Below are 26,998 nucleotides of genomic sequence, written 5' to 3' on the forward strand. Positions count from 1 at the left end.
AAATTCAAAAAAAAATTTTGAACTTCGCAGTATGGCAAAACTTAAAACAGCATATTTCTGTCAAAACTGCGGAACCCAATACTCACAATGGATGGGACAATGCAAAAACTGCGGACAATGGAATACATTAGTTGAAGAGGTCGTGGAAAAGGTATCCAGCAGAAGTCTTCCTTCCTCGAAAACAAAACAACACGTTATTAATATCATTGAAGTTGAAGCAATTGAAGAACCCAGGATTAAAACACCCTCCGAGGAGCTCAACCGGGTAATGGGAGGTGGAATTGTTTTAGGCTCTGTTACTTTGATCGGAGGAGAGCCGGGAATCGGAAAATCAACATTGCTTTTACAGCTGGCATTAAAAATGAAGAAGAAAATATTTTATGTTTCAGGAGAAGAAAGCGCCTCACAGATTAAAATGAGAGCAGACCGGTTATCTGAAGTTCAAAACCCAAATTGCTTCCTTTACACCGAAACTTCACTGGAAAAAATATTACATGAAGCCAAAAAATTAGAGCCTGATTTTATCATTATCGACTCCATTCAAACTTTACAGTCCCAATTGATAGAAAGCTCACCGGGAACCGTTTCCCAAATCAGAGAATGTTCGAATGAGATCATTAAATATGCTAAAGAGAACAATACTCCCGTTTTTCTGGTAGGTCACATTACTAAAGACGGACAGATTGCCGGTCCAAAGGTTTTGGAACATATGGTAGATGTAGTTTTAAATTTCGATGGGGATAGAAATCATCTTTTCAGATTATTACGGGCTAATAAAAACCGTTTTGGCTCCACCTCGGAAATTGGAATCTATGAAATGATTTCCCAGGGCTTAAAAGAGATCAAAAATCCATCTGAAATTTTAATTACAAAAAAATTCGAGGAGCTTTCCGGAAATTCCGTAGCTGTAACGCTTGAGGGAAATCGTCCTATGTTATTGGAGATTCAGGCACTGGTAAGCACGGCTGTTTATGGAACACCTCAAAGGAGTTCTACCGGATTTGATGCTAAAAGGTTGAATATGTTGCTTGCCGTACTGGAGAAGAGAGCCGGATTTCAGCTTGGTGCTAAAGATGTTTTTCTCAACATTACAGGGGGAATAAAGACAGATGACCCGGCCCTTGATCTCGCTGTAGTAGCCTCTATCCTTTCATCTAATGAAGACATTGCAATATCCGAACATTTTTGTTTTGCCGGGGAAATCGGACTTAGCGGCGAAATCAGACCTGTTGCTCAAATTGAACAACGCATCTCGGAAGCTGAAAAATTGGGATATGAAAAGATCTTTGTCTCCAACCTCAACAAAATACCTAAAAGAAAATTCGGGATTAAAATTGAGGAAGTCAGTAAAATTGAAGATTTCCATGAACGAATCTTTTAATTAAAAGACAGTCCTAAAACATCCTTATTTAATTTACCAAGAAAACGTACTAGTTTCCAATTTATCGCCAAAATCCAGACAAGGATTAAATAAAAAGCATCATCACTCTTTATGAATATGAATATTCGATAGAGAGTGATGATGTTATTAAAAACAATCTTCAACCGCGGTTTCTTAGATCAATTTAATAGCAACAAAGCTCTGAAATTAAATATTTCGCAGAAATTTCGATCATCTATTGAAAAAAAAATCACCACATGTTGATATTTTATATATATTTGTATATCACCATACTAAATCACATAAAATGAAAACAAAATTCACTATTTTCGTGTTGTTTTGCGCCGGCATGCTATTTGGACAAAACAAAATTTTTCAAACAGCTATTAATGAGAATAATTTAAAAAGTAACCAAAAAGTAAGCAGGGAGCTATCCTCTTCTTATTTAGTTACAAAATACTATTCCCAAGCTCCCTTTAATTTAAAATCCGATTTACAAATCAACCTCCCAACCGGTAAAGAGATCACAGCCAAATTCAGCCGTTCTTTAACGTACAGCAATAAGAGTGAATCTTATATTTACACTATTGAAAATGATCCTAGAGCCGAACTTGTACTTTCACAATATGATCGCGTGGTAACAGGAATGTACGCTTCAGGCACAGGTGAAAAAGTAATATTCCACCAAACTGATGCAAACGTTTTTGCATTATCCGAAGTGAGCGATTCTACAATCCTCAATCAGGACTCGATTGATGATTATGTAATGGACAAAAACGAAAACTTTAATAAAGCAAATTCTAACGTTTGCTTATCAACAACCCCTGTATGCCCTGCTACCAGAGTAGATGTGATGGTAGTTTTCACTACCGCAGCAAAAAACGCATGGGGCGGGCTTTCACAGAGTAATTCGTTTGTAGCAACTGCTATCACCAATTTCAATACTGCATTAACCAATTCAGGGGTTTCCAATGTCACCATTAATCTTGTATACTCCGGAGAGATCAGCTACACTGAATCCGGAAGTTTGAGTACGGATCTTCCAAGGCTTAGAAATAATAATGATGGGTATATGGATGATGTACATACACTAAGAACCACCTATGGAGCGGATCTATGCGCTTTAGTTACCTCAACACCAACTAACACTTGCGGCTTAGGCTATGTAAATACAAGTTCTACCAACTACAGCAGTAATTCAGGGTTTTGTGTAAGCCTATACAATTGTGCTGTATCCAACTACTCACTTGCCCACGAACTTGGACACAATATGGGATTAAGACATGACTGGTACGTAGACTCCAGCACCACACCATGTGATCATCATCATGGATACACCAATAAAAAAGCAATAGATCTTGGAACTTCGAGCACTTCTTCTCAAAGATGGAGAACTATAATGGCTTATAATGATGAATGTTCCTCTAAAGGATTCAACTGTACCAGAATCAACAGGTGGGCAAATCCGGACATTAACTACAATAGTGATCCTACGGGGGTAGCAATAGGAAACACCAAGCCGGCTAATGAAGCCTTTGGATTTGCACGTTTCGCTTGTGTCGTTTCTAATTTTATGCCTGAAACACAATCTTTCCTCGCCACAAAGGAAGCTATTCATGAAACACAAGAGTTCTTACTATATCCTAATCCTGCTCATGATATGATTCAGATTTCAGGAAACAGAACCGGCAAGTATTCTTTTAAAGTATACAATTCTGCAGGCCAAAACGTAATATCAACTACGGAAACTACCATCCACCTCAAAGGATTAACTTCCGGAGAGTACTTCCTAAGTATTTATGATGACAAAAATTCTTTGATAGAAAGTAAAAAGTTTATTGTTAGATAATTTCTTTTAAATAGTTAGTTTATAAACCTTCAAATACCTTAACTTTATTTGAAGGTTTTATTTTTATAACCTGATATCCTATGAATTATTTAGCACATTCTTTTCTCTCTTTTACAGATCAGCAAATTGTCGGACAGTTTCTCGAAGATTTCATCAGAAACAAAGAGCGGTTCTCATTTCCAAAAGAAATTCAGGATGGGATTACCTTACACCGAGCTATCGATACCTTTACAGACTCCCATCCGGCTATTCATGAAGCTAAAAAAATATTCAGCCCTTTGGTTAGACTATATGCAGGAGCATTTGTAGATGTATCTATGGATCATTTTCTGGCTAATGACTTTACTCTTAACTCACTGCAAGGCTGGAAAAACCATTCCCTCCGGGTTTACAAGGCTCTTAATGAAAATCAAGAATGGCTTCCTGAAAATTTTAAGAGAATGTTAGCAAAGATGGAAACAGAAGATTGGCTATATAATTACAGAGAAGATTGGGGAATAAAATTCAGCATTCAAAATGTTCTTAATAAAGCACAATATCTGGAGAAAGATATTCCTGTATTCGAAGCATTTTTAAAAAATAAAGATCTTCTTCAGGAATGTTACAATAATTTTTTTCCGGATTTACTTGAGCACACAAGAGGAATCAATGCTCTTTTACAAATAGACAATTAACCTTTAAAATAAAAAAGCACTTACGTGAGTAAGCGCTTAATAATCTTCGGTATTTCGCTAAAAATAATTTGATATGAAGATTATATTTTAATTAGTCAATTTTATTGCCAAAATGTTACAAACAAACATTTGTTAGTTACAAAATAAAAACATTTATCCCATTTATGCAAAGAAAAACTAATATTGAAATCCATACAAAAAAGCACTTACCATTAAGATAAGCGCTATATATATGTCGAATTTGTGTTGTTAGAATTTTTTGTGCCTGATCCTATCCGGAGTTTGTGGGAACTATTTCTCCAAATAGCAATAAAATAAAAATATAATGTTCTGTTTTACTATTTCCAATTTTTATAATTACGTTGAATCCATCGATAGCCCAATTGTGTCATTTGGAGGATTACCTATTTTCAGAATCCGGGTTAAATAATCTTTTGCTTCATCTGCATAAAAAACACCTGATGTCTTTATTGTATTAACCCCTACTTGTTCTTTAATTAAAGTACATGCGGGATAAAAATGCAAGAAAAAATTACTTTCTTTATTTTCCATATGCAATATTGTTATTTCTAACAACTAAGAATTAATACAATTTTTAAAACTTCTTTAAATCCAATACAAAATATATAATATATATAATTTTATAAAAAATTAACATATCTAAACCCTATCAAATATAAAAAAAATTATTTAATAAACACACATAAAGATCAAATATTAAAAAATATTAATAATATTAATTAGTCACTATTAATAGATTTAACAAAATATAGAAAATCCTTAATTTGCAAATATTTAAGACCTTTAAATATCTAAAATAAATGTTAAAAAAAAATAAAAATCCTTTATTTTAATATTTCTCAAATATATAAATTTAATATTTATCACGCAATGGTGTATTAATTTTCATCAAAAAAGAATATTATTAGAAAAAATACACATGTACAATTACATATACACTTGAAAGCGTATTAAATACATCATTGGAACTGTTGATACAGATATCGATTGGGATAGGATAATTTTTCACTTTTCCTTTTCCCATTCAAAATAATATGGACAATGTTGATCTGATCATCAAACAGATTATACAAAAAACTAACTGCAGCTTCAACTTTCTTAGGCATATTAACAGATTCCGTTTCCAAAAAAATATTCACAGACTCATTATCCTCTTCATATCCCAGATAATTTACCCTTAAGAACTTACCGTCGGACTTTAGTTTCAGATATTCTGCACTATAATTTTTTAAAGCGTCATCCAACTGAACCTTATACTTCGGATCATTAAAGTGGAAAGACTTGTTGTATTTTTTACCAAGGGCATTTTCCAGATCATCCAGAAAAAAAACGCCCGGTAACCTCGAATGTCTTTGATTTTGTATTATAATTGATTTCAACGGAACCTACATGATAGGGATGCTTTATAATAGTAAAAGAATACAAAAAAACAAGAGGAATAAACAGTATCCACAAACTTTTCATAAAAACAGACTTAATTATTTTTCGAAATTAATCATTATTTTCGTACGTTTTACAGTACATTATATCATGCAGGACTTTTTATTCTATTTAAAACTTGGTTGGGAACATATCATTTCTTTAGATGCGCTTGATCACCAACTTTTTGTTTTAGCTTTAATTGCGGTTTATTCTTATAAGGATCTCAAGAAAATTCTAATCCTGGTGACAGCATTCACAATAGGTCATTCCATAACATTAGCATTAAGTATCCTTGATATAGTAAGAGTGCCTTCAAATTGGGTAGAGTTTTTAATTCCGCTAACAATAGTCCTTACAGCATTAGGTAATATTATTATGAAGAATAAAAAGCAGGCCCTGGACAAAACAAATTATTACCTGGCTTTATTTTTCGGACTTATTCACGGAATGGGATTTGCCAATACTGCAAGAGTGATGATTGCAAAAAGCCAGAGTATTGCGATTCCTCTTTTAGGATTTAATATTGGTTTGGAAGTAGGACAGATTGTAATTGTTTGTGCTATTTTAATCTTGCTGTTTATTGCATTAACATTATTCAAAATTAATAGAAAAGATTGGATACTCTTTATATCGTCCGGTGTTTTTGCCCTGGCATTAAAAATGACAATAGAAAGAATTCCATTTTAAGACTTATTGATTGATATTTTTTCAAGTAGTTATTGTTATATTTGAAAATTATTAAATCATTTCGGTCATGAGACTAAAAGTAACCCTACTTTCTGTATTCACATTTGCAGGTTTAGCAGCCCAAAATATTCAAAATAACCCGGGAAGTAATCACGGAAATAAGTTTGAACAATTAGGAACCATTTTACCTACTCCAAATATTTATAGAACTGCTTCCGGATCTCCGGGACATGGTTACTGGCAAAACAGAGCAGATTATAATATTTCCGCCTATCTGGACGAGGATAAAAGAAACCTGAAGGGCTCCGAAACGATTACTTATTATAACAATTCTCCTGACGACTTAGATTATATATGGTTACAATTGGATGAGAACGAGGCATCAAGCATCAACAAAGCCAATTATCCTACTTCTACAACCCTTCCTAAAACCATAAATGACCAGAAGTTAAAGATAACGGAACTTCCGGAAAAGGACAATGGCTACGGCGTTCATCTGGAAAAAGTAACCGACGAAACCGGTAATGCATTACGGTATACTGTAAACAAAACCATGATGCGTATTGATTTGCCTAAAATCCTGAAAAAAGGAGAAAAATTCACGTTAAAAATAGACTGGAATTACAACATCACCAACAGAATTAAAATGGGTGGCCGTGGTGGTTATGAAAACTTTCCTGAAGATGGAAATGATTTGTACACAATGACACAATGGTATCCAAGGATGTGTGTTTACAGTGATTTTCATGGATGGCAGAATCACCAGTTTACAGGAAGAGGAGAATTCGCCCTTGCCTTTGGAAATTTTAAAGTTTCAATGAATGTTCCTGCAGATCATGTTGTAGGAGGTACCGGAGAGTGTAAGAATTATGAACAGGTATTATCTTCAGAACAACTATCCCGATATAGAAAAGCCCAAAGCTCATCAGAGCCTGTAGAAATTGTAACGCTCGATGAAGCGAAGAAAGCAGAAAAAAACAGATCAAAACAAAGAAAAACCTGGGTTTTTGAAGCCAATAATGTAAGGGATTTCGCATGGACGTCATCCCGAAAGTTCATCTGGGATGGAATGGGCGTGGTAATACCGGAAAACAATAATAAAGTAATGGCTATGAGCTTCTATGGTAAAGAGGCTTACGGACTTTACAGAAAATTCTCTACAAAAGCTGTTGCACACACAATAAAAACTTATTCAGAATTCACGATTCCTTACCCTTATCCGGTTGCTCAGTCTGTAGAAGCGGCAAATGGTATGGAATATCCTATGATCTGTTTCAATTTTGGAAGAACTGAGAAAGATGGAACTTACTCAGAAGGAACCAAAAATGGTATGATCGGAGTAATCATCCATGAGGTAGGACACAATTTCTTTCCCATGATCATTAACTCCGATGAAAGACAGTGGACCTGGATGGACGAAGGATTGAACACCTTTACAGAATATCTTACGGAAGAAAGATGGGATAACAAGTTCCCTTCAAAACGAGGACCTGCATGGACTATTGTGGATTACATGAAACTACCAAAAGATCAGCTGGAGCCTATTATGAGTAACTCTGAAAACATTGTTCAGTTTGGCCCTAATGCCTACTCAAAACCCGCAACTGGCCTGAATATCCTTCGTGAAACCATTATGGGCAGAGAACTTTTTGATAAGGCCTATAAAACTTATGCAAAAAGATGGGCTTTTAAACACCCGGAACCTGCCGATTTCTTCAGAACAATGGAGGATGCAAGCGGAGAAGATCTGGATTGGTTCTGGAGAGGATGGTTTTACGGCACAGATCCTGTTGACATAGCTATTGATAAGGTAACCATTGCCACTCCCGATTTAGATGCCGTACCTGCACCTAAAGAAGTAAAGTACAAAGTCGACAAAGCTCTTGTTAATGATTTTGAAGACCTTTCCAAAATCAGAAACAGAGAAGATAAAAATATTACGTTCTATGTAGACAAGGATAAAGAAGCTCAGGATTTCTACTATCGTTACGATCGTGGCCAGGAAAAAGTGGACCAGAATAAAGAATACTCCCTTACACAGGACAATGATATGGCTCTTGATAAACAGCAAAAAGAAAAGTTCAAAAACATTCAAGCTTATCAAATTGACTTCGTAAACAAAGGAGGACTGGTGATGCCAATCATTCTGGAATTTACTTTTGAAGATGGAACGAAATTATACGATAAATCTTCCGCTCAGATCTGGAGGCTTAACGAACAAAAGGCTACAAAGACTTATTATTTTGAGAAAAAATTAAAGTCTATTCAGCTGGACCCAATGCGTGAAACAGCAGATATTGACACTTCAAATAATTTCTGGAGCAATGATGGTAGTACGTCCGAGACTTCCAGATTCCAGGTATTCAAACAAAAACATGAAGGGGCAGTAAGAGGCGGTGCCAATGGAAAAGTAAATCCGATGCAGGCCGCAGGAAAAAAATAAAAAACCGCTTTAAAAGCGGTTTTTTATTTTCCCAAATGCTCTTTTAGTATCTTTTTATAAGTTCTTCCCAGAGGAATTTTATCTCCACTTTTGAGGTAGACGCTTTTCACATCATAAGATTCAATATGAGAAGCCAATATGATATAAGATTTATGAACTCTGATAAATCCAAAAGCCTGAAATTTTTCTTCAAAATTTGACATCCTGTCGAGGATCATATATTTTTTCAAAGAAGTTACTAAAATAATATACTCCCCAAATCCCTGTACCCAAAGAATATCTTTAAGAAAAACCTTATTCATGATATAATTGGATTTAAACATGATGAAATCTTCTTTTTCTGAGTGTTCTGCAGAATTTTTAAACTGTAAAAAATCTTTGGCTTTGTTGATGGCTTTCCTGAAGGTTTCAAAATCTACAGGCTTTACAAGATAATGCACAACATCAAGCTCAAAAGCTTTTACCGCATGTTGGGTCTCCAGGGTCATAAAAATACAGAGAGGTTTATAAGGAAGCTGTTGCAATAGCTCTACTCCATTAATACCCGGCATATTAATATCAAAAATAACAAGATCAACGACATTCTCTTTTAAATATTCCAATGCCTTCTCCGGTTCCTGAAAAGAGCTTTGGAGATCTACACCTTCTATTTGATCACAATATTGCCGGACAAGTTGCAACGCAGGATATTCATCATCCACATTAATCACGGATAGATTAGCCATTCAGATCAATTTTTAAAGTTGTTTTGTATCTGTTATTTTCAATCATTTCTGAAGAAAGAATATATTTTCCCGGATAGTATTTTTCCAGTATCTGGGTGATTGCTTCATTTCCCAACCCGTAATATCCGGTTTCTCCCAAAGCTTTTTTTTCCGGAACAGAGTTGATAATTTCGAAGAACAAATCACGGTCGTTAATAGCATATATAACTTTTATGAAGCTATTGGGATCCAGACCGATTCCTGAATGTTTCAAAGCATTTTCAAAGAAGGTCAAAAAAACAGAAGGTGGAATTTCAATTAATTCCAGTGTTTCCTCATTCCGGATATCAAAATCTATATTCAGTTGGTTATCATATTTCAACTGGTACAACATGGTAAGAGAATGAATCGACGAAAATTCCTGGGCCAGACTAATTCTTTCTTTTCCGCTGTCATAGATAATATATTGAAGAAGCTTACTGAGCTGCAGGATGGAATCTGAAGTTTTTCCCGATGGGATAAAACTGTTCGCATATATATTATTTAAAGTATTCAATAAGAAATGAGGATTCATCTTTGATTTTAAAAGATCAAAGTAAAGCTGTTCTTTTTGTTCCCCAAGATCCACAACATTCTGCTCTATAAGGAATTTATCTTTTGTAATCCCTAAAAAGGAGGCAACAAGAATCACAATTCCCTGCGCCGTATATACATTAAAAAGGAAGTTGGTGTTGGAAAGAGTTTCACTAAAATTCATTTTAAAAATGGTAGGCTGTAACAAAATCCTGAAAAGACTTGACATCAAAAAACAGATCAAGGCATACAGGATAAACTCCGGATATTTATTCGATAGGTAAAAGTGAGGAACCAGATAATAATACACCAGATAATAAATCCCAATATTAAAAATCATTACGGATAAAACACTCCAAATAAGCTCCGGGGTATCAAGAAAGTAATTTTCCGTAAAAAAAAGTGATTAAAATAAAGACAAAAAAGAAGAAAACATGCTGAAACCTCAAAAGAAAACCCCAACGGTAGTCCATCAGTTTTTTCAGAATCTTATCACTAAATAAAACCCTGAAAAACAACAGTATAAGTATAATATTTACAATTAAAAACATTCTAAAAACGTGATTTCTTGGGTTCTCAAATATAAGATGTTTTTTAACAGAAAATGCAGTTCGCTGATAAAATAGGTCATTGATTGAAAAATTAAAAACCCGGTAAATCGAATAAATATATTTGAGAAGTAACAATATTAACCCAATATTATATGAAAATTAAGAGAAAATTAATTTTTATTTTTTTATTAGTGCTTCATCATTTTTATCAAGGTCAAAGCACTGATACCTACAATATGTGGTTCCAATATATCATGACTGCCAAGGTTTCTGACAAAAGTACTTTAACGGCCCTTACACAATACCGTTCTTTTGACCTGGCTTACGACAAAAGACTTTTCCTTGTCAATGCATATATGGATTATGAAGTAACCAAAGGAGTAAGACCTGCCTTAGGAGGTATGTTTCTCATTTTGGATTCCTACCAGACAGAAGATCAGAAAAAGACCCGCTATGAGAAAAGAGCCTTTCAACAGGTAACCCTGGACCATGATATCGGCAGATCTTCCATTTCCAGCAGATTCCGTGTAGAAGAGCGTTTCCTGAATAATCCTGACGAATTTGTATTAAGGGTCCGGTATCTCATCTCCATGAGAATCCCTTTCAACAGAAAGGGTGAAAAAGAAAGACTGTATGGAATTCTAAAAAATGAGATAAGGATGAACATCAAAAAGGAAGACCCTTTCGACAGTAACCGTATCACCGCAGGGCTTGGAATAAAAACAGGGAAAAACTCGGCAATTGAACTGGCTTTCATTAATCAGTTATCTCCGGGCAGAACCAGTAATTACGGATACATAGGGTTCAGAAACAGTTTTGATTGGAGAAAAAAACAAAAATAACCAGACATCAATTTAAAAAATTTAATATTTAATATAATGCTATGCTAACATTTCTTGGGTTTCTGATGATCTTTATTTTCATGGTTCTTATCATGAATAAAAAAATGACACCACTTACTGCTTTGGTAATTGTTCCAGTAGTGATTGCTCTTATTGCAGGATTTGGCGATGAGCTGGGTGACATGATGAAAAATGGGGTTAAAGAAATCGCACTTACAGGCGTAATGCTGATTTTTGCAATTCTCTATTTTAGTTTAATGATCGATACAGGATTATTTCAGCCTTTAGTTAACCTTATTTTAAAAGCAGTCGGAGACAACCCAATCAAAACAACCATCGGAACAGCGATCCTTACAACATTAGTTTCTCTGGATGGAGATGGCTCTTCTACTTATATTATTGTAGTGGCTGCCATGCTTCCCCTATATAAAAAACAGGGACTGAATCCCCTGATCCTTACTTGTATCATAATGCTTGCAGGAGGTATCATGAATATCCTTCCATGGGGTGGCCCCACAGCAAGGGTTATGAGTTCCCTCAAACTGGGTCACACAGAGATTTTCGTTCCTATGATTCCAATTATGGTCCTTGGTATTTGCTGGGTAATCTTTGTGGCTTATATTTTAGGACTGAAAGAAAAAAAGCGTATTGCAAAATATGGAAAATACACAAAGTACAGCAATAGTGATATCGCAGGTGAAACGGATCCGGCCCTTCTTCGCCCTAAACTGATCTGGATTAATCTTGCCCTTACCATCGTATTGTTAACGGTAATGATTTTAGATATTGTTCCTTTGGGAATTGCCTTTATGATTGCTTTCTGCATAGCTTCTGTTATCAATTACCCTAAATTAAAAGACCAGCAGAAACTCATGTCCAAACATGCGGGAAATGCATTATCTGTGGCAGGAATGATCTTTGGAGCAGGGATTTTCACAGGGATCCTCAATGGATCGGGTATTATGCAGGCTATGGGAAATAGTATGATAGAAATTGTTCCGAAAAGCATGGCAGGCTCTTTAAATATTATTACTGCTGTCTTCAGTGTTCCCCTTACCTTTTTCCTGACTAATGATGCTTATTATTTCGGGATATTACCCATTATTGCAGCAACCGGACAACAACTGGGAATCCCACCTGATATTCTGGGAAGAGCAAGTCTTGTCGGACAGGCTTCTCATCTTCTGAGCCCATTAGTTCCGTCAACTTACTTATTGGTCTCTCTCGCCGGTGTGGAATTTTCTGATCATTTGAAATACACATTGAAATGGGCTATCGGATCTTCCATTATCATGTTATTAGGAGCTTTGCTTCTTGGGATAATATAAAATTTATATATATTTATATTGAATTGTCCGTTTATCCAGCGAAAAAAACTCAAATGAATCTTTTCCATACAAAAAAAACATTCACCAGCCGATATTTAAAGAATCTTTCTTTGTATGTTTTCGTGGCTATTATCTGTGGTGTTTTTACAGGACAATACCTTCCCGAGATAAGCGGTAAATTAGGGATAATCAGCCAGTATTTTTTTTTTGGTTCTGGAGTCTATCATCCTGCCTATTATTTTTATGGCAGTTATTTACGGGATCTGTCACCTGGCAGATATAAAAAATGCAGGGAGCATTGTATGGCAAACAATTCTCTACTTTTTTATCATCAGCTCTGTGGCTATTAGCATAGGATTTATTTTTGGAATTGCTATTCAGCCCGGTTCCCATACGGGAATTCAGATCGTTAAAACAAAAGTAATTCTTCCCAGTAGGTTTGAAATTAATGACTCCTCCCTATCTTCTGTGATCTATCGCAACAGGTACGCTATTTTCCTTATAGCTTCAATCATTATCGGCATATGCATGAACCTTTCAAAAAGACGAAAGAGTTTTCTGAATATCCTTGATAAAGGACTTGTTATTTTTTATCATATTATTAAATATTTATATATCATTCTTCCGGTTATCATTTTCTGTAACATTGCTTACGGCATTTCTGTATATGGAATTAATACCCTGCTGCCATTAAGCAAAGTTGTGGGAACCGCATACCTTGCCGATATTGCTTTTATCTTCGGAGTTTTAGGACTGGTTTCTTATATCTTTAAATTCAATTTGCTCAAATTTTTGGTAAGCATTAAAGAAGAGATCATTTTGGTTATAACCACTTCTTCTTCCAAAACAGCTTTTCCGATCATTTTTGACAAGATGGAATCTGAGGGATACAGCAAAAAAATTTTAAGATTCATTATTCCCCTGGGGTACAATTTCAACCTCGCAGGTGCCTGCATTTATATTTCTGTAGCCTGCTGTTTTCTGATTCAGTTTTATAATATCTCATTAAGCCTCAATGATTACTTATGGCTTTTTGTTATCATTTCTGTTACATCTAAAACAGCTTCCGGGGTTCCGGGATCAGGTTTTCTTGCTCTTATTTTTACTTTGAACAGGTTTGGAAAGATCCCTGCGAATGATATTGCATTGCTTTATAGTGTAGACCGTTTCATGAACGAGGCGAGGTCAGTAACCAATTTTATCGGTATTGCCGTTTCCGGAGCCATTATCTCAAAAATAAATCAGCCCGTAGAAAAAAACGCCCCATAAAAATGAAGCGTTTTTTATATTACTTGTGTTTTGTTTTTTCAAGGTGATCCTTTCAATTTCCCCAATTATTTCTTGCCCAGATCACAAGTGCGGGCAACATATCTCCCCCTGAAGCCACAGAATGAAGATCAGATCCGAAAAGTTCCCAGTCGGTTTCATTACCATGATGAACGCCTATGGCATACATCTGTCCATTGGTGAACCAACTATATAACGGTGATCCCGATGCACCACTTGCCTCGTCTGCGTAGCTTTCTATCTGTGTACTATCCACACTATTTCCATCCGGAAGCTTTACATCATCTCCATCATCATCATCCACAACACTGATGCTGCTCTGATAAGTCGGTCTGTTTTCTCCTTTATCATAAGGATATCCCGTCATGGTCCACACATTCATATCTTCCCAATCGTCGTTATAACTTTTTGCCCCGAAATAACCTGTTGTATCTCCGATATTATCATACAGTTTCACCACCATCATATCATTTCCCACGTCACTTTGGTAAGCCACATAGCTTTCTCCATAAGTATAAAATGAATTTCCATAAATGGATCGTCCATCGTAATATGCAGGAATCACTTTGATCATCCATGATGCATAAGGTTTTTGAGGCCTCATATGTCCAGAGGTCATTAGAATTTTTCTGCCTACCATAAATCCGGTTCCCCTGCCCTGATAATTCCATGATGAGGCACTGGTTAATTTGGTATATACTTCTACCCTGCACACACAGCATTCCGGATAGGTATTAGGATAAATATTTACCCTGTCATCATTTCCGAAAATAGTTACGTGATTGGCACTTTTCGTAACCAATCTGTTCAAACGGTTTCTCTTGACAGACTTCGTATTCGGAAAAACCACTTTAGGATGAAGTCCCAGTATATGAGTTTCCGGCACAAAAGCTTCAGCTTCGGTCACTTTTATTTTCTTAGTTTTAATTGTAGCACGAAGCTTTTCTACGGTAATGATCTCTTCGGATTTCCCGGGAATACCCCAGTCAAAAGGTGAAATCTGGTCCAGCTGGTAAAATTCCCGGTTCAGCTTTGATACTGAGATTTTTGCTGAGTCTTTTTTTCCGGTTAGTCTGAAGTTTTTGGCAGAATCCGTAATAAATAAATTGCGATCCGGTTCTTTAGTCGGAAGCGGATTCTCATACTCCAATAGCAATTCCCGGGGAACCGGTGAATCAGCCGGAGCATCACGAAAGATTTTTTTTTAATTTTTCCATTGTTTCAGTTTTTATGATATTTGGTCTCACAAAGTTGAAGGAATACATCACCAAATACCACAGTAATATCCCTGTTTTTGCACAGTATTAACCCTGCTGCCCTTTACAGTATAATCCACTGGTTATCAAAATACAAAACACCAAAAACTATCTACAAACAACATCATTTTAATTGAATAAAAAGCTTATATTTGATCATGTCAAAAAACTCCTGATTGACAATAAATGTTCAGGAACATCAGAAAAACAAAATATTAACTTATGAAAAATGCTAAATTATTAAGCAGAGATGCTCAGAAAACCATCCACGGTGGAGCTGCAAGACTTGTTTGCTGCGAACGTGATGAAAACGGAAAATGTACATTATGGATCGGACCGGGACAATATTGTCCTTAGTCTGATAAATTGATCAGTAAAGTAAGCCGGAATTTTTCCGGCTTTATTTTTTTTAATCTGCCAAAATTTCACACCAAAAATAAAATTCTGCCATTTTTAACCATGAAGCATCGCCTGACAAGTACCAACCTCATTTGGCACACATTTAGAGAATTTGAAAGCAGAAATAATTAAAAAAACAGATATATTATGTCAGTAAACTTTAAACCATTAGCAGACAGAGTTTTGATCGAACCCATCGCTGCAGAAACTAAAACAGCTTCAGGTATTATTATTCCGGACACAGCAAAAGAAAAACCACAAGAGGGTACAGTAGTAGCGGTAGGTCCTGGAAAAAAAGATGAGCCTACAACTGTGAAAGTAGGTGACAAAGTTCTTTATGGAAAATATTCAGGTTCCGAATTGAAATTGGAAGGAAAAGATTACTTAATCGTAAAAGAAGGAGACTTACTGGGAATCATCGGATAAGATTCCAGATATAAGACACCAGATTTCAGATTTAAAACTGAATAAAAAATAATTTTCAAATAATGCTTGGCGTCTAACATCTGACGTCTAACATCTAATATCTAAATAAAATGGCAAAAGAAATAAAATTCGATATCGAGTCAAGAGACGCTTTAAAAAGAGGAGTTGATGCATTAGCAAATGCAGTAAAAGTAACTTTAGGACCAAAAGGTAGAAATGTAGTGATCGAAAAATCTTTCGGTGCTCCACACGTAACGAAGGATGGTGTTTCTGTAGCGAAAGAAATCGAACTTGAAGACAAGGTAGAAAATATGGGAGCTCAAATGGTAAAAGAAGTAGCTTCCAAAACTAATGATATTGCAGGAGATGGTACAACTACCGCTACTGTATTGGCACAGGCTATCGTAAGAGAAGGTCTTAAGAATGTAGCTGCGGGTGCCAACCCAATGGATCTTAAAAGAGGGATCGACAAAGCAGTAACTGCAGTTGTTGAAAACTTAAAATCCCAGTCTCAGGAAGTGGGAGATTCTACAGATAAAGTGAAGCAGGTTGCTTCCGTATCTGCGAACAACGACGAAACTATCGGTGCTTTGATCGCTGAAGCTTTCGGAAAAGTAGGTAAAGAAGGTGTAATCACTGTAGAAGAAGCTAAAGGTATCGATACAACGGTAGATGTTGTAGAAGGTATGCAGTTCGACAGAGGATACCAGTCTCCTTACTTCGTGACTAACCCTGAGAAAATGGTAGCTGAAGTAGAAAACCCATATATCCTTTTAGTAGAGAAGAAAATCTCTTCAATGAAAGAATTGCTTCCTGTTCTTGAGCCAATCGCACAAGGTGGTAAGTCTCTATTGATCATCTCTGAAGAAGTGGAAGGTGAAGCTTTAGCAACTTTAGTGGTAAACAAACTGAGAGGTTCTCTTAAAATTGCTGCTGTAAAAGCTCCTGGATTCGGAGACAGAAGAAAAGCAATGTTAGAAGATATCGCGATCCTTACAGGTGGTCAGGTAATTTCTGAGGAGCAAGGTTTCACTATGGAAAACATCTCTCTAGATATGTTGGGAACTGCTGAGAAAGTAACAATCGATAAAGACAACACAACAATCGTAAACGGAGGTGGTGACGAAGCGAAAATCAAAGGAAGAGTAGCTCAGATCAAAGCTCAGATGGAAACTACAACTTCTGACTACGACAGAGAGAAACTTCAGGAAAGATTAGCTAAGTTAGCTGGTGGAGTTGCAGTTCTTTACGTAGGAGCAGCTTCTGAAGTGGAAATGAAAGAGAAAAAAGACAGAGTAGATGATGCACTTCATGCAACAAGAGCTGCGGTAGAAGAAGGTATCGTAGCTGGTGGTGGTGTTGCTTTAGTAAGAGCCATCTCTGCTTTAGAAAACCTTTCAGGAATCAACGCTGACGAAACTACAGGGATCAAAATCGTAAAAAGAGCGATCGAAGAGCCATTAAGACAAATCGTTGCTAACGCAGGAGGTGAAGGTTCTGTAATCGTTGCTAAAGTAGCAGAAGGTTCCGGAGACTTCGGATACAATGCTAAAACTGACGAGTATGTAAACATGCTTGAAGCAGGAATCATCGACCCTACGAAAGTAACAAGAGTTGCCCTTGAAAATGCAGCTTCTGTATCTGGTATGCTTTTAACAACTGAGTGTGTAATCACTGAAGTGAAAAAAGACGAACCTGCTATGCCAATGGGTGGTGGAATGCCAGGAATGATGTAACAACATGTCGTTGAGACAATTTAATATACTAACCGTTCTACTTTTTGTGGGGCGGTTTTTTTATACAGAAAATCCAAGGAACTTTCTCATTGAAATTTTATTTGCAATTATTTAAATTTGGATCTTAGTGGCAATCCGATGAACCAATGACAGACAAAACTTAATAATGAATTGAATGATAAAAAAAATAGTAATCTTGGTAATAATCTGGTTAGTTTTTGTTTTTGTCGACTACTTTTATCTTCCCTATTTTATCCAACCCTTTTCTTGGTTTTTAGTATGTATAATCTTGCTAATTTTAACAGTAAGACAAATAATAAAATTAATTAGGGAAAGAAAGTACATAAAGACAAATAGAATAGTAAATCTTTCAGTAACATTAATTTTATTAGTTCTAACGTCTTACAATTTCAACAAAATCCCAAACTCCATTATTGAAAAAATTGACTGGCGTATTTCATATAATAAGCGCAATCAAATAGTAAAAGAAGTTTTGACAGAAAAATTGAAACCAAATACAAAAACGAATAATGGTATCTATAAACTTTCATTTGACTTCCCGATTATTTCAAATGGAGGAAATGATATTTGGATTTATCAGAATAAAACTGAAGGCACAAAAACTATCAAATTTTGGATTTCTCGTGGCTTTTTCGAATCACCACAAACTTATTTTATATTCACAAATGATAAGGAGACACAAAAGCAATATGAAGAACTAATAAAAGTAAAACCAGAATATAATTGGAAATTAGAAAAAAACTGGTACCGGATAATGGAAAGGGATTAAAATTTCTTTCTTACAGATAAAATTATATTGGACAATTTATATACATCGTTCTACTTTGTAGAACGGTTTTTTGTTTCTCGAAAATAACATTGTTAGTATAATTAAACGTACATAATATTTCTGTAATTCGTAGATTTGGACCATCTACAATATCATGAAAAAAATATTCCTCATAAGCATTATTCTATTTTTAGCACAATTACAGGTATTTGCCCAAAATAAATTACCCAAAAACTTAAAACAAGTTGTAATGTATTTAGATAAAGACTGCCCGGATAGTATTAAAATACAAATTAAAAATACTCATCAAGACAGTTTAATTTATACTGTTTATCCATTTGCAAAAACAAAACCGTATAAAAACTATGAAACAATTTTTAATTGGACAAGTGAAAATGGTAATCCAAAAATCACTAAATATTTAGATAAAAAAGGAATTTTTGATCATCACTCTCAAGTCTTGCTATATAGTTTTAAGCAATATCTTGTAAATGGTAAAATCAAAGAAAAAGATATTCTTAACAAGTATATTAAACTTCAAAAACAACTAGATGATAAAAACAAGATAAAATATATTACAGACACCATTGACAAAGTTTACATTCCCAAAGACTTGGAGGATTGCTTTGCTCAGATCAATACATTTTGGAATGATAGTATAAAAGCAAAAGTTAAAACCTTGGAAGAAAAAGAGTTTACCGGTAAAGTTCATTTAGGATTTGGAATGTGGATGAGGAATAACTGGCAGCTTTGGGGAGGCTCAAGACTATCAAAATATTTTAATGATTTAAATATTTATCATCCGGATAATATGTCGGGAATTATTTTGGTAAGTTATCACAGACATTTAAACAATAGAGAGATTAGGCTCGAAGAGCAGGTAAAATACTATCAGGATTATTGGGAGAATGCTAAAAAGACCGAATTGAAAGGAAAAACAGAAAGCTTTTCAAAATATAAAATTGGTGATACAATTAAGTTCAACTATCAAAAAGGATTTGTGAGTAAGGAACAGGAAGATAAATATGATAATGATATTTGTATTGCAACAGGAATAATTACCGAACGTAATGAAAAGGACTTTCTCATTAAAGTAAAAATCATTGAAACTTGCGACAAAAAAGGAATCATCTATTATGACAATGATGGAGATATGATATATGATCCAAAAACCAAAAGGTCAAGCAGACCTTCAAAAAGAATTATTAAAAAAATTAAACATAATAAAGAACAATGGTTTGACTATAAAAGTTGGGAACCCTTTGAATAATAAAAGCACCATAAATAATAAGTCTTTGCATTCATTTTCTCTATAGAAGAGTATGTTCACATTCTTGAAGCAAGGATCATTGACCCAACTAAAGTAACGAGAGTTGTCCTTGAAAAAGCAGCTTCTCCCGCAACTTTACTTATATTTGTTTCGAAACCACATTAAATATACATAACCTGAAGATTAATGGAATGAGAAAAATATTTTGGGTGTTAATTGTTGTTCTTTTTACGGTGAGCTGCTCCAAAAGTAAAAAACAAGAAGAAACAGAACTAAACAAAATAGTGAGTGCTGTTTTGAAATACGAATCCAATCGTAATCCTTCAAAAGAGAATCCCTATTTAGTTGATCCTAAATTGCTACAATTAAAAATCTACACTCCCAGTCCAAAAGAAATGCTGGGAGAAGAGCCGGGACCGCCACCGTTTTTTAATAAAAGTGTTGTTCACTTACTTGATTTAAAAAATAGTAAATCAGGAGAAAGAAAATCTGATTCGCTGTATTTATTAATACAAAATAAATATATCCTGGATTCTTTGAAGATTGATGATAAAATAAATTCCAATATAAGGCTTGCTCATAAGGAAGAGGTTGATCATCCTATAAAACTGTATCAATTCTCAAATCCGTTATATTTCAATGATAGATTTGCTTACATAGAATATAAGTATCATGACACTTCTTTTGTAATTGGTTTTGGTTATCTGCTGGAAAAGCAAAAAGATGGAAGCTGGGAAGTAAAAAGGGTAACTAATACTTTTATGACGTAAAAGGCTGCAACCATCCCGAAAACAACTCTGCCATTCTAATACATTTACTCTTACCCCAGACTTATGAAATTCAAATTTTTAGTTCTATTTCTAATCATATCTATAAAAATTTTTGCAACTGGCCAGCAGTCTAATTTTATCACAATAGACGGAAAAAACCATAAATTACTGAATGATCCTTTAGAAGGATATTTTGTGAAACATCCAGAAGATCATCCTGTTTATGGAGAAAAGTTTGTAAGAAAGAATGAAAACGGAGATGAAACATTTTTAATGACTACCTCAAACCATCGTGGGTATATTGCCTATTTTGAAATAATAGATAATGAGTTATTCCTGATTGATCTTACAATAGCAGATCCGGACAGTGATTCAGAAACACAAATTTCTGTATTCAATAAAATCTTTCCTGATAAAAAAACTAAATTGAATTATTCAGGAATTCTTACCGTACCGAATGGAGATTTTATTGATTCTGATAATTTTGGTTTTTCAAGCTACTATTCAAGTTATCTGATTCTTACTTTAAGTAATGATATTTTAATCAAAAGCAAAGAGTTACAAAAAGAGGATTACATAAAGTTTAAAATAAATCAGTTCAAAGCATTTCAAAAAACCGAGGAATATAGAATTGAATATAAAAACTATCTCAAGCGTCACAAAGAAGACAAAGAATGGGATCTATCCCATGAAAACACAAAAGAATTATCAAAAGAGGAAATTAGACAAATAAGGAAACAGTATGCAAAAGAACCTTCAAAAGATGAGATTGATGGTTTCTTATTTATGATGTCGAATTTGGAAAAAATATATGTTGATTATTAATTAACTTCATAGCATGAAAACAAAATTATTACTTCTTTCATTTTTTGGCTCATTGCTAACGCATGCACAAATGCTCAATTTTAAAAATCTCAGGAATATGTCCATTGGCAGAGGTGCTATAACCAGTGTAATCGTGAATGATAATATTTATGTAAGCAATGGGTATCAGGAAAAAGCAAGCGATGCCAAGTATATTGAGAAATACAATATTACCGATAACAAATGGAGTGTTTTCAATTCTACCCTACTTCCTAAAAGATTTGCTAATTCAGAAACTTACAATAATAAAATTTATATTTTTAACGGTTGGGGAAATAGCCATCTTGAAATTGTAGATCTTGACACCAATACCATCACGAAGGGTGCGACCAATCGTTCCTATACAGGAAATTCAGGTTCTGCAATCTATAATGGCAAAATATATGTGTTTGGTGGCAGCGGATTAAACGGAGCCGCAACCACTGTATTTTCTAATAAATTCCAGTATTATGATATTGCTTTAAACACCTGGAATTCATTACCTAATATGCCTACAGCCAGGGAAACAAAGGGGAAAATTGTTAATGATAAGCTGTATGTAATTGGCGGTTTTAATGGCACTCCATCCCGCCTGATCAATGTTTACGATCTCAAGACTAACCGTTGGATCGATCAATATACGATGCCTGTTGGTATATCCGGACATTCATTAGCTGTATCCGGGAATAAAATTTTCATTGTAGGGGGCTATAATTATCAAAATTTCATTGCCTATTTTGACACGACAACCAATAAAATCCATCAGTTATCCTCCAATATGATTCCGAGAAGACATGCTACAGCGGAAGTATATAATAATAAATTATATATCATCGGTGGAAGTACAACGTCTCTAACCAGTTCAGCTATTAAAAGTATACAAGTGGCAGATATTAGTGAAAATATACTTTCTGGAGATACACCTGCGGAAGATCAGGCATTGAAAACAAAAGCCTATGTCAATTCTTATAGAGACGGCTTTATAATCAGTAATAAAAATAATAGCAATCAATTTGAATACTCCATTTTCTCAATAAATGGAAAATTAATCTTTAAAGGTTTTACCAACTATAATCAAAATATAGATTTATCAAAGTTCCGAAAGGGAACTTATATTTTCCGTTTTAAAAATGAAAAAGGGGAGTTAGAAAGCATTAAAATTGTGAGATAGTGATCTGTGTTTTGGAAGAATACTTATATTTATTCATACTTTATCACTATGAAATATTTTACAATTATTTTAATGCTCGTATTAGCAAGTTGCAATAAAACAACGACTCAACCTATTGTTGATTATAGCACCAATTATGCAGAAAATGAACGCATGCTTTCGTTTTCGAAAGAACTTAAAAGGCAAAATAAACAAACCTTAGTGCTCATAAATCAAAAAGAATCTGATCTCAAAAGGCTGACAGATCTTATTCAGAGGGATAAGATAAACAACGTTAAGGTAATAAAGGACAGCTCAGAAATAAAACGATTGAATTACTCCTACAACACAATAAAGACCATAATTTTCGCTACAAAGAAATAAGAAGGATTATATAAAAAAAGATACTGCCTAAAAAAACCGATCTCATTAATCATCCTGATTTTCAGAACAGTTTTTCTTGTCCTTTTAAATTTATGAATGTATTATTGCAAAAAAATTATTATCATGTACATTCAGGTTTCTGAGGATTTCAAAAAGAAAAGTAAATCTGCTGTTTCAGCCATTGTTGTTTTCATCCTCATATATCTTCTCATGTTCCTTTTTACCATAGCCTTGGCAGTAGGATGCATTATCGGAGGGATAGGATTAATTGCTGTAAAACCCATGTTTATTACCATCATGCTGGGAGCTGGGCTTGCAGGCACAGGAGTTTTCGTATTCTTTTTTATTATTAAATTTTTGTTTAAGAAACACATTAACGACAGAAGCTTTCTGACTGAAATCAGAAGATCAGATGAACCTGAGCTTTTTAAAATGATCGATGAAATTGTAAAGGAGGCTGAGACTGATTTTCCTAAAAAAGTATATTTAGCATACGATGTCAATGCAAGTGTCTTCTATGACTCCAGCTTTTGGAGTATGTTCTATCCTATTAAGAAAAATCTGACCATCGGACTTGGGCTGATTAATACTTCGACAAAACAGGAATTGAAAGCTGTCCTTTCCCATGAGTTTGGGCATTTTTCCCAACGCTCGATGAAAGTTGGAAGTTATGTATATAATGTGAATCAAATTATCTTTAATCTGGTTAATGATGATGAATCGTACCGTAACTCTATTGAGAAATGGTCAAATATGAGTGGTTACTTCTCAATTTTTGCAGCATTAGCACTTTTTATCACAAATAAAATCCAGTGGGTGCTCACCAAAATGTATTCTTTTGTGAACATCAGACATATGGCACTTTCAAGAGAGATGGAGTTTCATGCAGATGAAGTAGCCGCGAATATTGCAGGATCACTGGCTTTGGAGGAGTCTTTATTAAGAATGGAGCTGGCTCACAATTCATACCAGAATGTTATCAATTTTTATGATGCTAAGGTTTCAAAGAACCAGGCAAGTCCAAATATTTACAAAGAACAATTTTTTGTAATGAATTTCCTCGCAAAACAAAGTGAGCTCGAAACCCAATATGGGCTTCCTTATGTAAAACTTTCTGAATCCGGACTTTTCAACAAGTCAAAACTGAATATTGAAAATCAGTGGGCTTCACATCCCTCCAACGAAGACAGAATCATAAGGCTTAGAAATCTTAATATCATAAAAGATAATGAAAGCACACCGGCTAAAAACCTTTTCAGGGATTTTGAGAAAACAGAAGAAAAGTTGACCGCAAAACTTTTTTCCAGATTAAAGTACCAAAAGGAAAGAACCGAACTTAATTTTGAAACATTTACTACAGAATTTGAAGAACAATATAACAGAGATTCCTTTGATAAAATCTTCAATGGTTATTATGATAATAAAAACCCTGATTTCACTGTTACGGAAAATTCCAATGACAATCTTTCTTTTGAAGAGCTTTTTTCAAAAGACAAAGTAGAACTTGTTTATACTTTGCTTGCTTTGGAAAATGATAAAAAAACAATAGAAGCCATCGCTAAAAAAGAAATCATTCTAAAGACCTTTGATTATGACGGGAAAAAATATAATTCCGGAGAAGCAGGAAAACTTGTTCCACAATTGAATGATACCATCTCGGAAATCAAACAACAAATCCACCAGAATGACTCGGATATTTACACCTACTTCCTGAAATCTTCCGCTGTTCTTAACAGAAAAAATGAATTTGAAAATAGCTACCGTAATTTTGAAGAATACGATGGTAAATATGAAGATAAATATATATTATATTCTGAGTTAATCAATGCAACATCATTTATTAATGAAAAAACTCAATTTGAACAAATCAAAAAGAATTTTACCAACCTGAAACCTCTTGAAACAAAATTGAAAAATGAAATTCTCCCATATTTAGAGAATACACAAGTAGTTGATGATATTGAAGAACAAACCTTAAAAGATCTTAAGTATTACATCGAGAATGAACTCGTCTATTTCAGCAGCGATCAGTATATCACGGCTAATTTGCAACTATTAATAACGGCAATAAACATACTTCCTTACTTTCTCCATAAACAATATTTTCTTATAAAAAAGGAATTCCTGACGGTTATAAAGGATATTGAAACTATCAAATCAGTTTCAGAACCAATCACTATATCAACCACTTCCAATTTTGCCCCGTAAATTAATGTCCATACAATGCTCTTAAGTCTTCAGACTTCAAAGAGGATTATTATTCAATCTAAAACCGCCTTGTTTTTTTCAAAGTGGTTTTTTTATTTACAAAATTAATTTATCTTTGTAACTAAGATATTTAGCAAATAAGAATAATGAAAATTAGTGAAGAAGCAATTCAACTGAGAAAACTTAGTCAACAATTTGCCTATACTTCGATCCAAATGCACGAAAGTATCGGTAGAAAAATAGGCCTTAGCGGAACCGATCATAAGTATCTGGGATTTCTTGTGCAAAAGGGATCAATGACTGCCGGAGAACTGGCTGTCATCACAGGATTGACAACAGGTGCCGTCACGGGCCTGATTGACAGGTTTGAAAAGAAAAAACTCGTCCGCCGCCAACCGGATAAGGATGACAGGCGAAAAATAATCATTGTCCCGGACAACGCCAGAATAGCCCAACTTATTATTCCTCAATATCAGGATTTCCAGGATAATACAGATCAGCTTTTTGCCTCTTTTTCACCGGAAGAATTAAAAACCCTGGAAAAATATTTCCGGAGTGCCCTGGAAATAATGAATACCAAAATTGAAAAAATCAAATCTTAAGTAAAATATGAGTATCATGGAAATGAATAACAAAGAACCTGAAAATAAAGTTTTAGACAAAGGGCCGTTTTATCATGGAACAAAGGCGGATCTGAAAACTGGAGACCTGCTGACCGCCGGATTCGCATCTAATTACTATCCGGAAATTATTATGAATCACATTTATTTTACCGCTTTAAAAAACGGCGCAGGACTTGCCGCCGCATTGGCAAATGGAGATGGTAGTGAAAGGATATACATTGTGGAGCCAACCGGTGAATTTGAAAACGACCCTAATGTAACAGACAAAAAATTTCCAGGTAACCCTACCCGTTCTTACCGCAGCAAGGAACCTTTAAAGATTATCGGCGAAGTGAAAGAATGGATCAAACTAACAGATGATGAACTTCAGAGATGGCGTGAAAACATTGCAAAAATCCGTGAGAACCCTGATGCAGAAATTATAAACTGACAAGCAGCACTACTTGATCTTTGACTTCAGGTCATCACTTAACTCGCGGATAACACCTATTTTGTCCTGCTGGATTTTTTTCCCCAGCTCTTTTCGTGGGCAGTTGGCATTGTATTTTGCTCCCCAATCCATCAGTTCAATGACAATTGGTAACAAATCTGCTCCTTTTTTTGTGAGGCTGTAGATAAATTTTGATTTGTTGAGCGGTGATACTTCCTTAACAAGGATTTTCTCTGCTTCCAGAACACTCAATCTGTTAACCAGTATATTTGATGCTATCCGCTCTTCAGAATGTAAAAATTCGCTGTACGACATTTTACCTCTCAGCATAACATCCCTGATGATTAAAAGTGACCACTTATCCCCGAAAATATCAAGGGAACAACTAATTGGGCAATCTGATCTCTGTTTATCCATACAAAAAATAAGTTATTGCAAAATGCAATAACTTTTATATCTTTGTTATTGCATTTTGCAACAACAAAGATAATCACAAATTTTAATACAATGGAAAATCAAACAAGCACAAGGCAACTTCTTGAAACTTATTACAAGGGATTTGCAGCAAAAGCCAATTGGGAGAGTACATTAGCCGACGATTTCGAATATACCGGCTGTGATATGACCAACACAACTCCTGTTGTTGGAAAGCAGGCTTATATTGAAATTATAAAGCGGTTTTCACAACGTTTTGAAGCCATGAGAGTGAAACAAATGGTAATTGAAGATGATAAAGCCAGCGTCATCGGAAATTATGATTTCCAATTCCCGAACGGCGCTAAAATTAATGGTAATGTTTCTGAAAACTGGACCGTGAAAAATGGGAAGTTACAATCTCTAACCCTGTATTTTGATACCTTAACTTTTATGGAGAATATGAAGCCATAAACCATCCGGCTTTCATGGATATTTTATATCAAAATAAAGAACCATTCTATTTTCAGGAGTGGT

At 34.7% G+C, this 26,998-nt stretch carries 28 protein-coding genes; 21 read left to right on the plus strand and 7 right to left on the minus strand.

Features of this window, described 5'->3' with window-relative positions; genetic code table 11:
* The first annotated feature begins 31 nt into the window (after positions 1-31).
* The 3 genes from radA to ACJ5H0_RS10460 all read left to right on the plus strand — a co-directional run bounded on the left by radA (position 32) and on the right by ACJ5H0_RS10460 (position 3,904).
* Entirely contained in the window at positions 32-1,381 is a 1,350-nt protein-coding gene (gene radA / locus ACJ5H0_RS10450) for a DNA repair protein RadA (RefSeq protein WP_172280513.1), read from the plus strand.
* A gap of 307 nt (positions 1,382-1,688) precedes the next feature.
* Positions 1,689-3,230, plus strand: a complete 1,542-nt coding sequence (locus ACJ5H0_RS10455) for a M12 family metallo-peptidase (protein ID WP_411249385.1) — start codon at positions 1,689-1,691, stop codon at positions 3,228-3,230.
* A gap of 80 nt (positions 3,231-3,310) precedes the next feature.
* Positions 3,311-3,904, plus strand: coding sequence for an acyl carrier protein phosphodiesterase (locus tag ACJ5H0_RS10460; protein ID WP_411249387.1), 594 nt, complete (start codon positions 3,311-3,313; stop codon positions 3,902-3,904).
* A gap of 357 nt (positions 3,905-4,261) precedes the next feature.
* Here the strand turns inward: ACJ5H0_RS10460 and ACJ5H0_RS10465 are convergent, their stop codons facing one another.
* From ACJ5H0_RS10465 to ACJ5H0_RS10475, 3 genes are all read right to left on the minus strand, one after another.
* The gene (locus ACJ5H0_RS10465) at positions 4,262-4,456 is read right to left on the minus strand and encodes a hypothetical protein (RefSeq protein ID WP_273649473.1); all 195 of its coding nucleotides are present in this window, start codon (positions 4,454-4,456) and stop codon (positions 4,262-4,264) included.
* A 428-nt stretch (positions 4,457-4,884) separates the two neighbouring features.
* Complete coding sequence (locus ACJ5H0_RS10470) at positions 4,885-5,304, minus strand: DUF6702 family protein (protein WP_411249389.1); 420 nt, start codon at positions 5,302-5,304, stop codon at positions 4,885-4,887.
* Complete coding sequence (locus tag ACJ5H0_RS10475; RefSeq protein WP_411249390.1) at positions 5,240-5,389, minus strand: DUF6702 family protein; 150 nt, start codon at positions 5,387-5,389, stop codon at positions 5,240-5,242. The genes ACJ5H0_RS10470 and ACJ5H0_RS10475 overlap by 65 nt, the downstream gene beginning before the upstream one ends.
* 66 nt (positions 5,390-5,455) lie before the next feature.
* Here ACJ5H0_RS10475 and ACJ5H0_RS10480 point away from each other — a divergent pair, with 66 nt between their 5' ends.
* Together ACJ5H0_RS10480 and ACJ5H0_RS10485 are read left to right on the plus strand one after the other, a co-directional pair.
* The gene (locus ACJ5H0_RS10480; RefSeq protein WP_172280522.1) at positions 5,456-6,034 is read left to right on the plus strand and encodes a HupE/UreJ family protein; all 579 of its coding nucleotides are present in this window, start codon (positions 5,456-5,458) and stop codon (positions 6,032-6,034) included.
* 67 nt (positions 6,035-6,101) lie between these two features.
* Positions 6,102-8,477, plus strand: a complete 2,376-nt coding sequence (locus tag ACJ5H0_RS10485) for a M1 family metallopeptidase (RefSeq protein ID WP_411249392.1) — start codon at positions 6,102-6,104, stop codon at positions 8,475-8,477.
* A gap of 23 nt (positions 8,478-8,500) precedes the next feature.
* Here ACJ5H0_RS10485 and ACJ5H0_RS10490 read toward each other — a convergent pair whose 3' ends face one another.
* On the minus strand, positions 8,501-9,202 hold the full coding sequence (locus tag ACJ5H0_RS10490) for a LytR/AlgR family response regulator transcription factor (RefSeq protein ID WP_172280526.1): 702 nt from the start codon (positions 9,200-9,202) through the stop codon (positions 8,501-8,503).
* Complete coding sequence (locus ACJ5H0_RS10495) at positions 9,195-9,938, minus strand: sensor histidine kinase (RefSeq protein ID WP_411249394.1); 744 nt, start codon at positions 9,936-9,938, stop codon at positions 9,195-9,197. The genes ACJ5H0_RS10490 and ACJ5H0_RS10495 overlap by 8 nt, the downstream gene beginning before the upstream one ends.
* Before the next feature lie 603 nt (positions 9,939-10,541).
* On the opposite strand from ACJ5H0_RS10495, the gene ACJ5H0_RS10500 reads away from it, so the two are divergent.
* The 3 genes from ACJ5H0_RS10500 to ACJ5H0_RS10510 all read left to right on the plus strand — a co-directional run bounded on the left by ACJ5H0_RS10500 (position 10,542) and on the right by ACJ5H0_RS10510 (position 13,744).
* Positions 10,542-11,147, plus strand: coding sequence for a DUF2490 domain-containing protein (locus ACJ5H0_RS10500; RefSeq protein WP_411249396.1), 606 nt, complete (start codon positions 10,542-10,544; stop codon positions 11,145-11,147).
* Between the two features lie 41 nt (positions 11,148-11,188).
* Positions 11,189-12,475 (plus strand): CitMHS family transporter, encoded by a 1,287-nt coding sequence (locus tag ACJ5H0_RS10505; protein ID WP_172280530.1) that lies wholly within the window; start codon positions 11,189-11,191, stop codon positions 12,473-12,475.
* A gap of 243 nt (positions 12,476-12,718) precedes the next feature.
* A complete protein-coding gene (locus ACJ5H0_RS10510) occupies positions 12,719-13,744 on the plus strand; it encodes a dicarboxylate/amino acid:cation symporter (RefSeq protein ID WP_411249399.1) in 1,026 nt (341 codons plus the stop codon).
* Positions 13,745-13,796: 52 nt separating this feature from the next.
* Here the strand turns inward: ACJ5H0_RS10510 and ACJ5H0_RS10515 are convergent, their stop codons facing one another.
* Positions 13,797-14,912 carry a trypsin-like serine peptidase gene (locus ACJ5H0_RS10515; protein WP_411249401.1) on the minus strand — a complete coding sequence of 372 codons (1,116 nt, stop codon included), beginning with the start codon at positions 14,910-14,912 and terminating at the stop codon, positions 13,797-13,799.
* A 328-nt stretch (positions 14,913-15,240) separates the two neighbouring features.
* Here ACJ5H0_RS10515 and ACJ5H0_RS10520 point away from each other — a divergent pair, with 328 nt between their 5' ends.
* The 12 genes from ACJ5H0_RS10520 (at position 15,241) to arr (ending at position 26,047) form a co-directional block, all read left to right on the plus strand.
* On the plus strand, positions 15,241-15,375 hold the full coding sequence (locus ACJ5H0_RS10520) for a hypothetical protein (RefSeq protein ID WP_262888827.1): 135 nt from the start codon (positions 15,241-15,243) through the stop codon (positions 15,373-15,375).
* A gap of 189 nt (positions 15,376-15,564) precedes the next feature.
* The gene (locus tag ACJ5H0_RS10525; protein WP_029295711.1) at positions 15,565-15,843 is read left to right on the plus strand and encodes a co-chaperone GroES; all 279 of its coding nucleotides are present in this window, start codon (positions 15,565-15,567) and stop codon (positions 15,841-15,843) included.
* A gap of 110 nt (positions 15,844-15,953) precedes the next feature.
* On the plus strand, positions 15,954-17,579 hold the full coding sequence (gene groL, locus ACJ5H0_RS10530; protein ID WP_172280536.1) for a chaperonin GroEL: 1,626 nt from the start codon (positions 15,954-15,956) through the stop codon (positions 17,577-17,579).
* A gap of 175 nt (positions 17,580-17,754) precedes the next feature.
* Positions 17,755-18,369: a hypothetical protein gene (locus ACJ5H0_RS10535; protein ID WP_273649484.1), complete on the plus strand. Its 615-nt coding sequence runs from the start codon at positions 17,755-17,757 to the stop codon at positions 18,367-18,369.
* 154 nt (positions 18,370-18,523) lie between these two features.
* A complete protein-coding gene (locus ACJ5H0_RS10540; RefSeq protein ID WP_411249404.1) occupies positions 18,524-19,639 on the plus strand; it encodes a DUF6794 domain-containing protein in 1,116 nt (371 codons plus the stop codon).
* Between the two features lie 191 nt (positions 19,640-19,830).
* The gene (locus ACJ5H0_RS10545) at positions 19,831-20,409 is read left to right on the plus strand and encodes a hypothetical protein (RefSeq protein ID WP_411249406.1); all 579 of its coding nucleotides are present in this window, start codon (positions 19,831-19,833) and stop codon (positions 20,407-20,409) included.
* Between the two features lie 63 nt (positions 20,410-20,472).
* Complete coding sequence (locus ACJ5H0_RS10550) at positions 20,473-21,234, plus strand: hypothetical protein (protein ID WP_273649490.1); 762 nt, start codon at positions 20,473-20,475, stop codon at positions 21,232-21,234.
* A gap of 13 nt (positions 21,235-21,247) precedes the next feature.
* Complete coding sequence (locus ACJ5H0_RS10555) at positions 21,248-22,423, plus strand: Kelch repeat-containing protein (RefSeq protein ID WP_411249408.1); 1,176 nt, start codon at positions 21,248-21,250, stop codon at positions 22,421-22,423.
* Between the two features lie 48 nt (positions 22,424-22,471).
* On the plus strand, positions 22,472-22,786 hold the full coding sequence (locus ACJ5H0_RS10560) for a hypothetical protein (RefSeq protein ID WP_411249410.1): 315 nt from the start codon (positions 22,472-22,474) through the stop codon (positions 22,784-22,786).
* A gap of 123 nt (positions 22,787-22,909) precedes the next feature.
* Positions 22,910-24,994, plus strand: a complete 2,085-nt coding sequence (locus tag ACJ5H0_RS10565; RefSeq protein ID WP_411249412.1) for a M48 family metallopeptidase — start codon at positions 22,910-22,912, stop codon at positions 24,992-24,994.
* A gap of 146 nt (positions 24,995-25,140) precedes the next feature.
* Positions 25,141-25,596 (plus strand): MarR family winged helix-turn-helix transcriptional regulator, encoded by a 456-nt coding sequence (locus ACJ5H0_RS10570; RefSeq protein ID WP_411249414.1) that lies wholly within the window; start codon positions 25,141-25,143, stop codon positions 25,594-25,596.
* Between the two features lie 16 nt (positions 25,597-25,612).
* Positions 25,613-26,047, plus strand: a complete 435-nt coding sequence (gene arr / locus ACJ5H0_RS10575; protein WP_228456995.1) for an NAD(+)--rifampin ADP-ribosyltransferase — start codon at positions 25,613-25,615, stop codon at positions 26,045-26,047.
* Positions 26,048-26,056: 9 nt separating this feature from the next.
* Here the strand turns inward: arr and ACJ5H0_RS10580 are convergent, their stop codons facing one another.
* Entirely contained in the window at positions 26,057-26,464 is a 408-nt protein-coding gene (locus ACJ5H0_RS10580; RefSeq protein ID WP_273649500.1) for a winged helix-turn-helix transcriptional regulator, read from the minus strand.
* A gap of 90 nt (positions 26,465-26,554) precedes the next feature.
* On the opposite strand from ACJ5H0_RS10580, the gene ACJ5H0_RS10585 reads away from it, so the two are divergent.
* Positions 26,555-26,935, plus strand: coding sequence for a nuclear transport factor 2 family protein (locus ACJ5H0_RS10585; protein WP_411249417.1), 381 nt, complete (start codon positions 26,555-26,557; stop codon positions 26,933-26,935).
* Positions 26,936-26,998: the final 63 nt, after the last annotated feature.

Source organism: Chryseobacterium proteolyticum, assembly GCF_046591535.1.
GTDB classification, from domain to species: Bacteria; Bacteroidota; Bacteroidia; order Flavobacteriales; family Weeksellaceae; genus Chryseobacterium; species Chryseobacterium proteolyticum.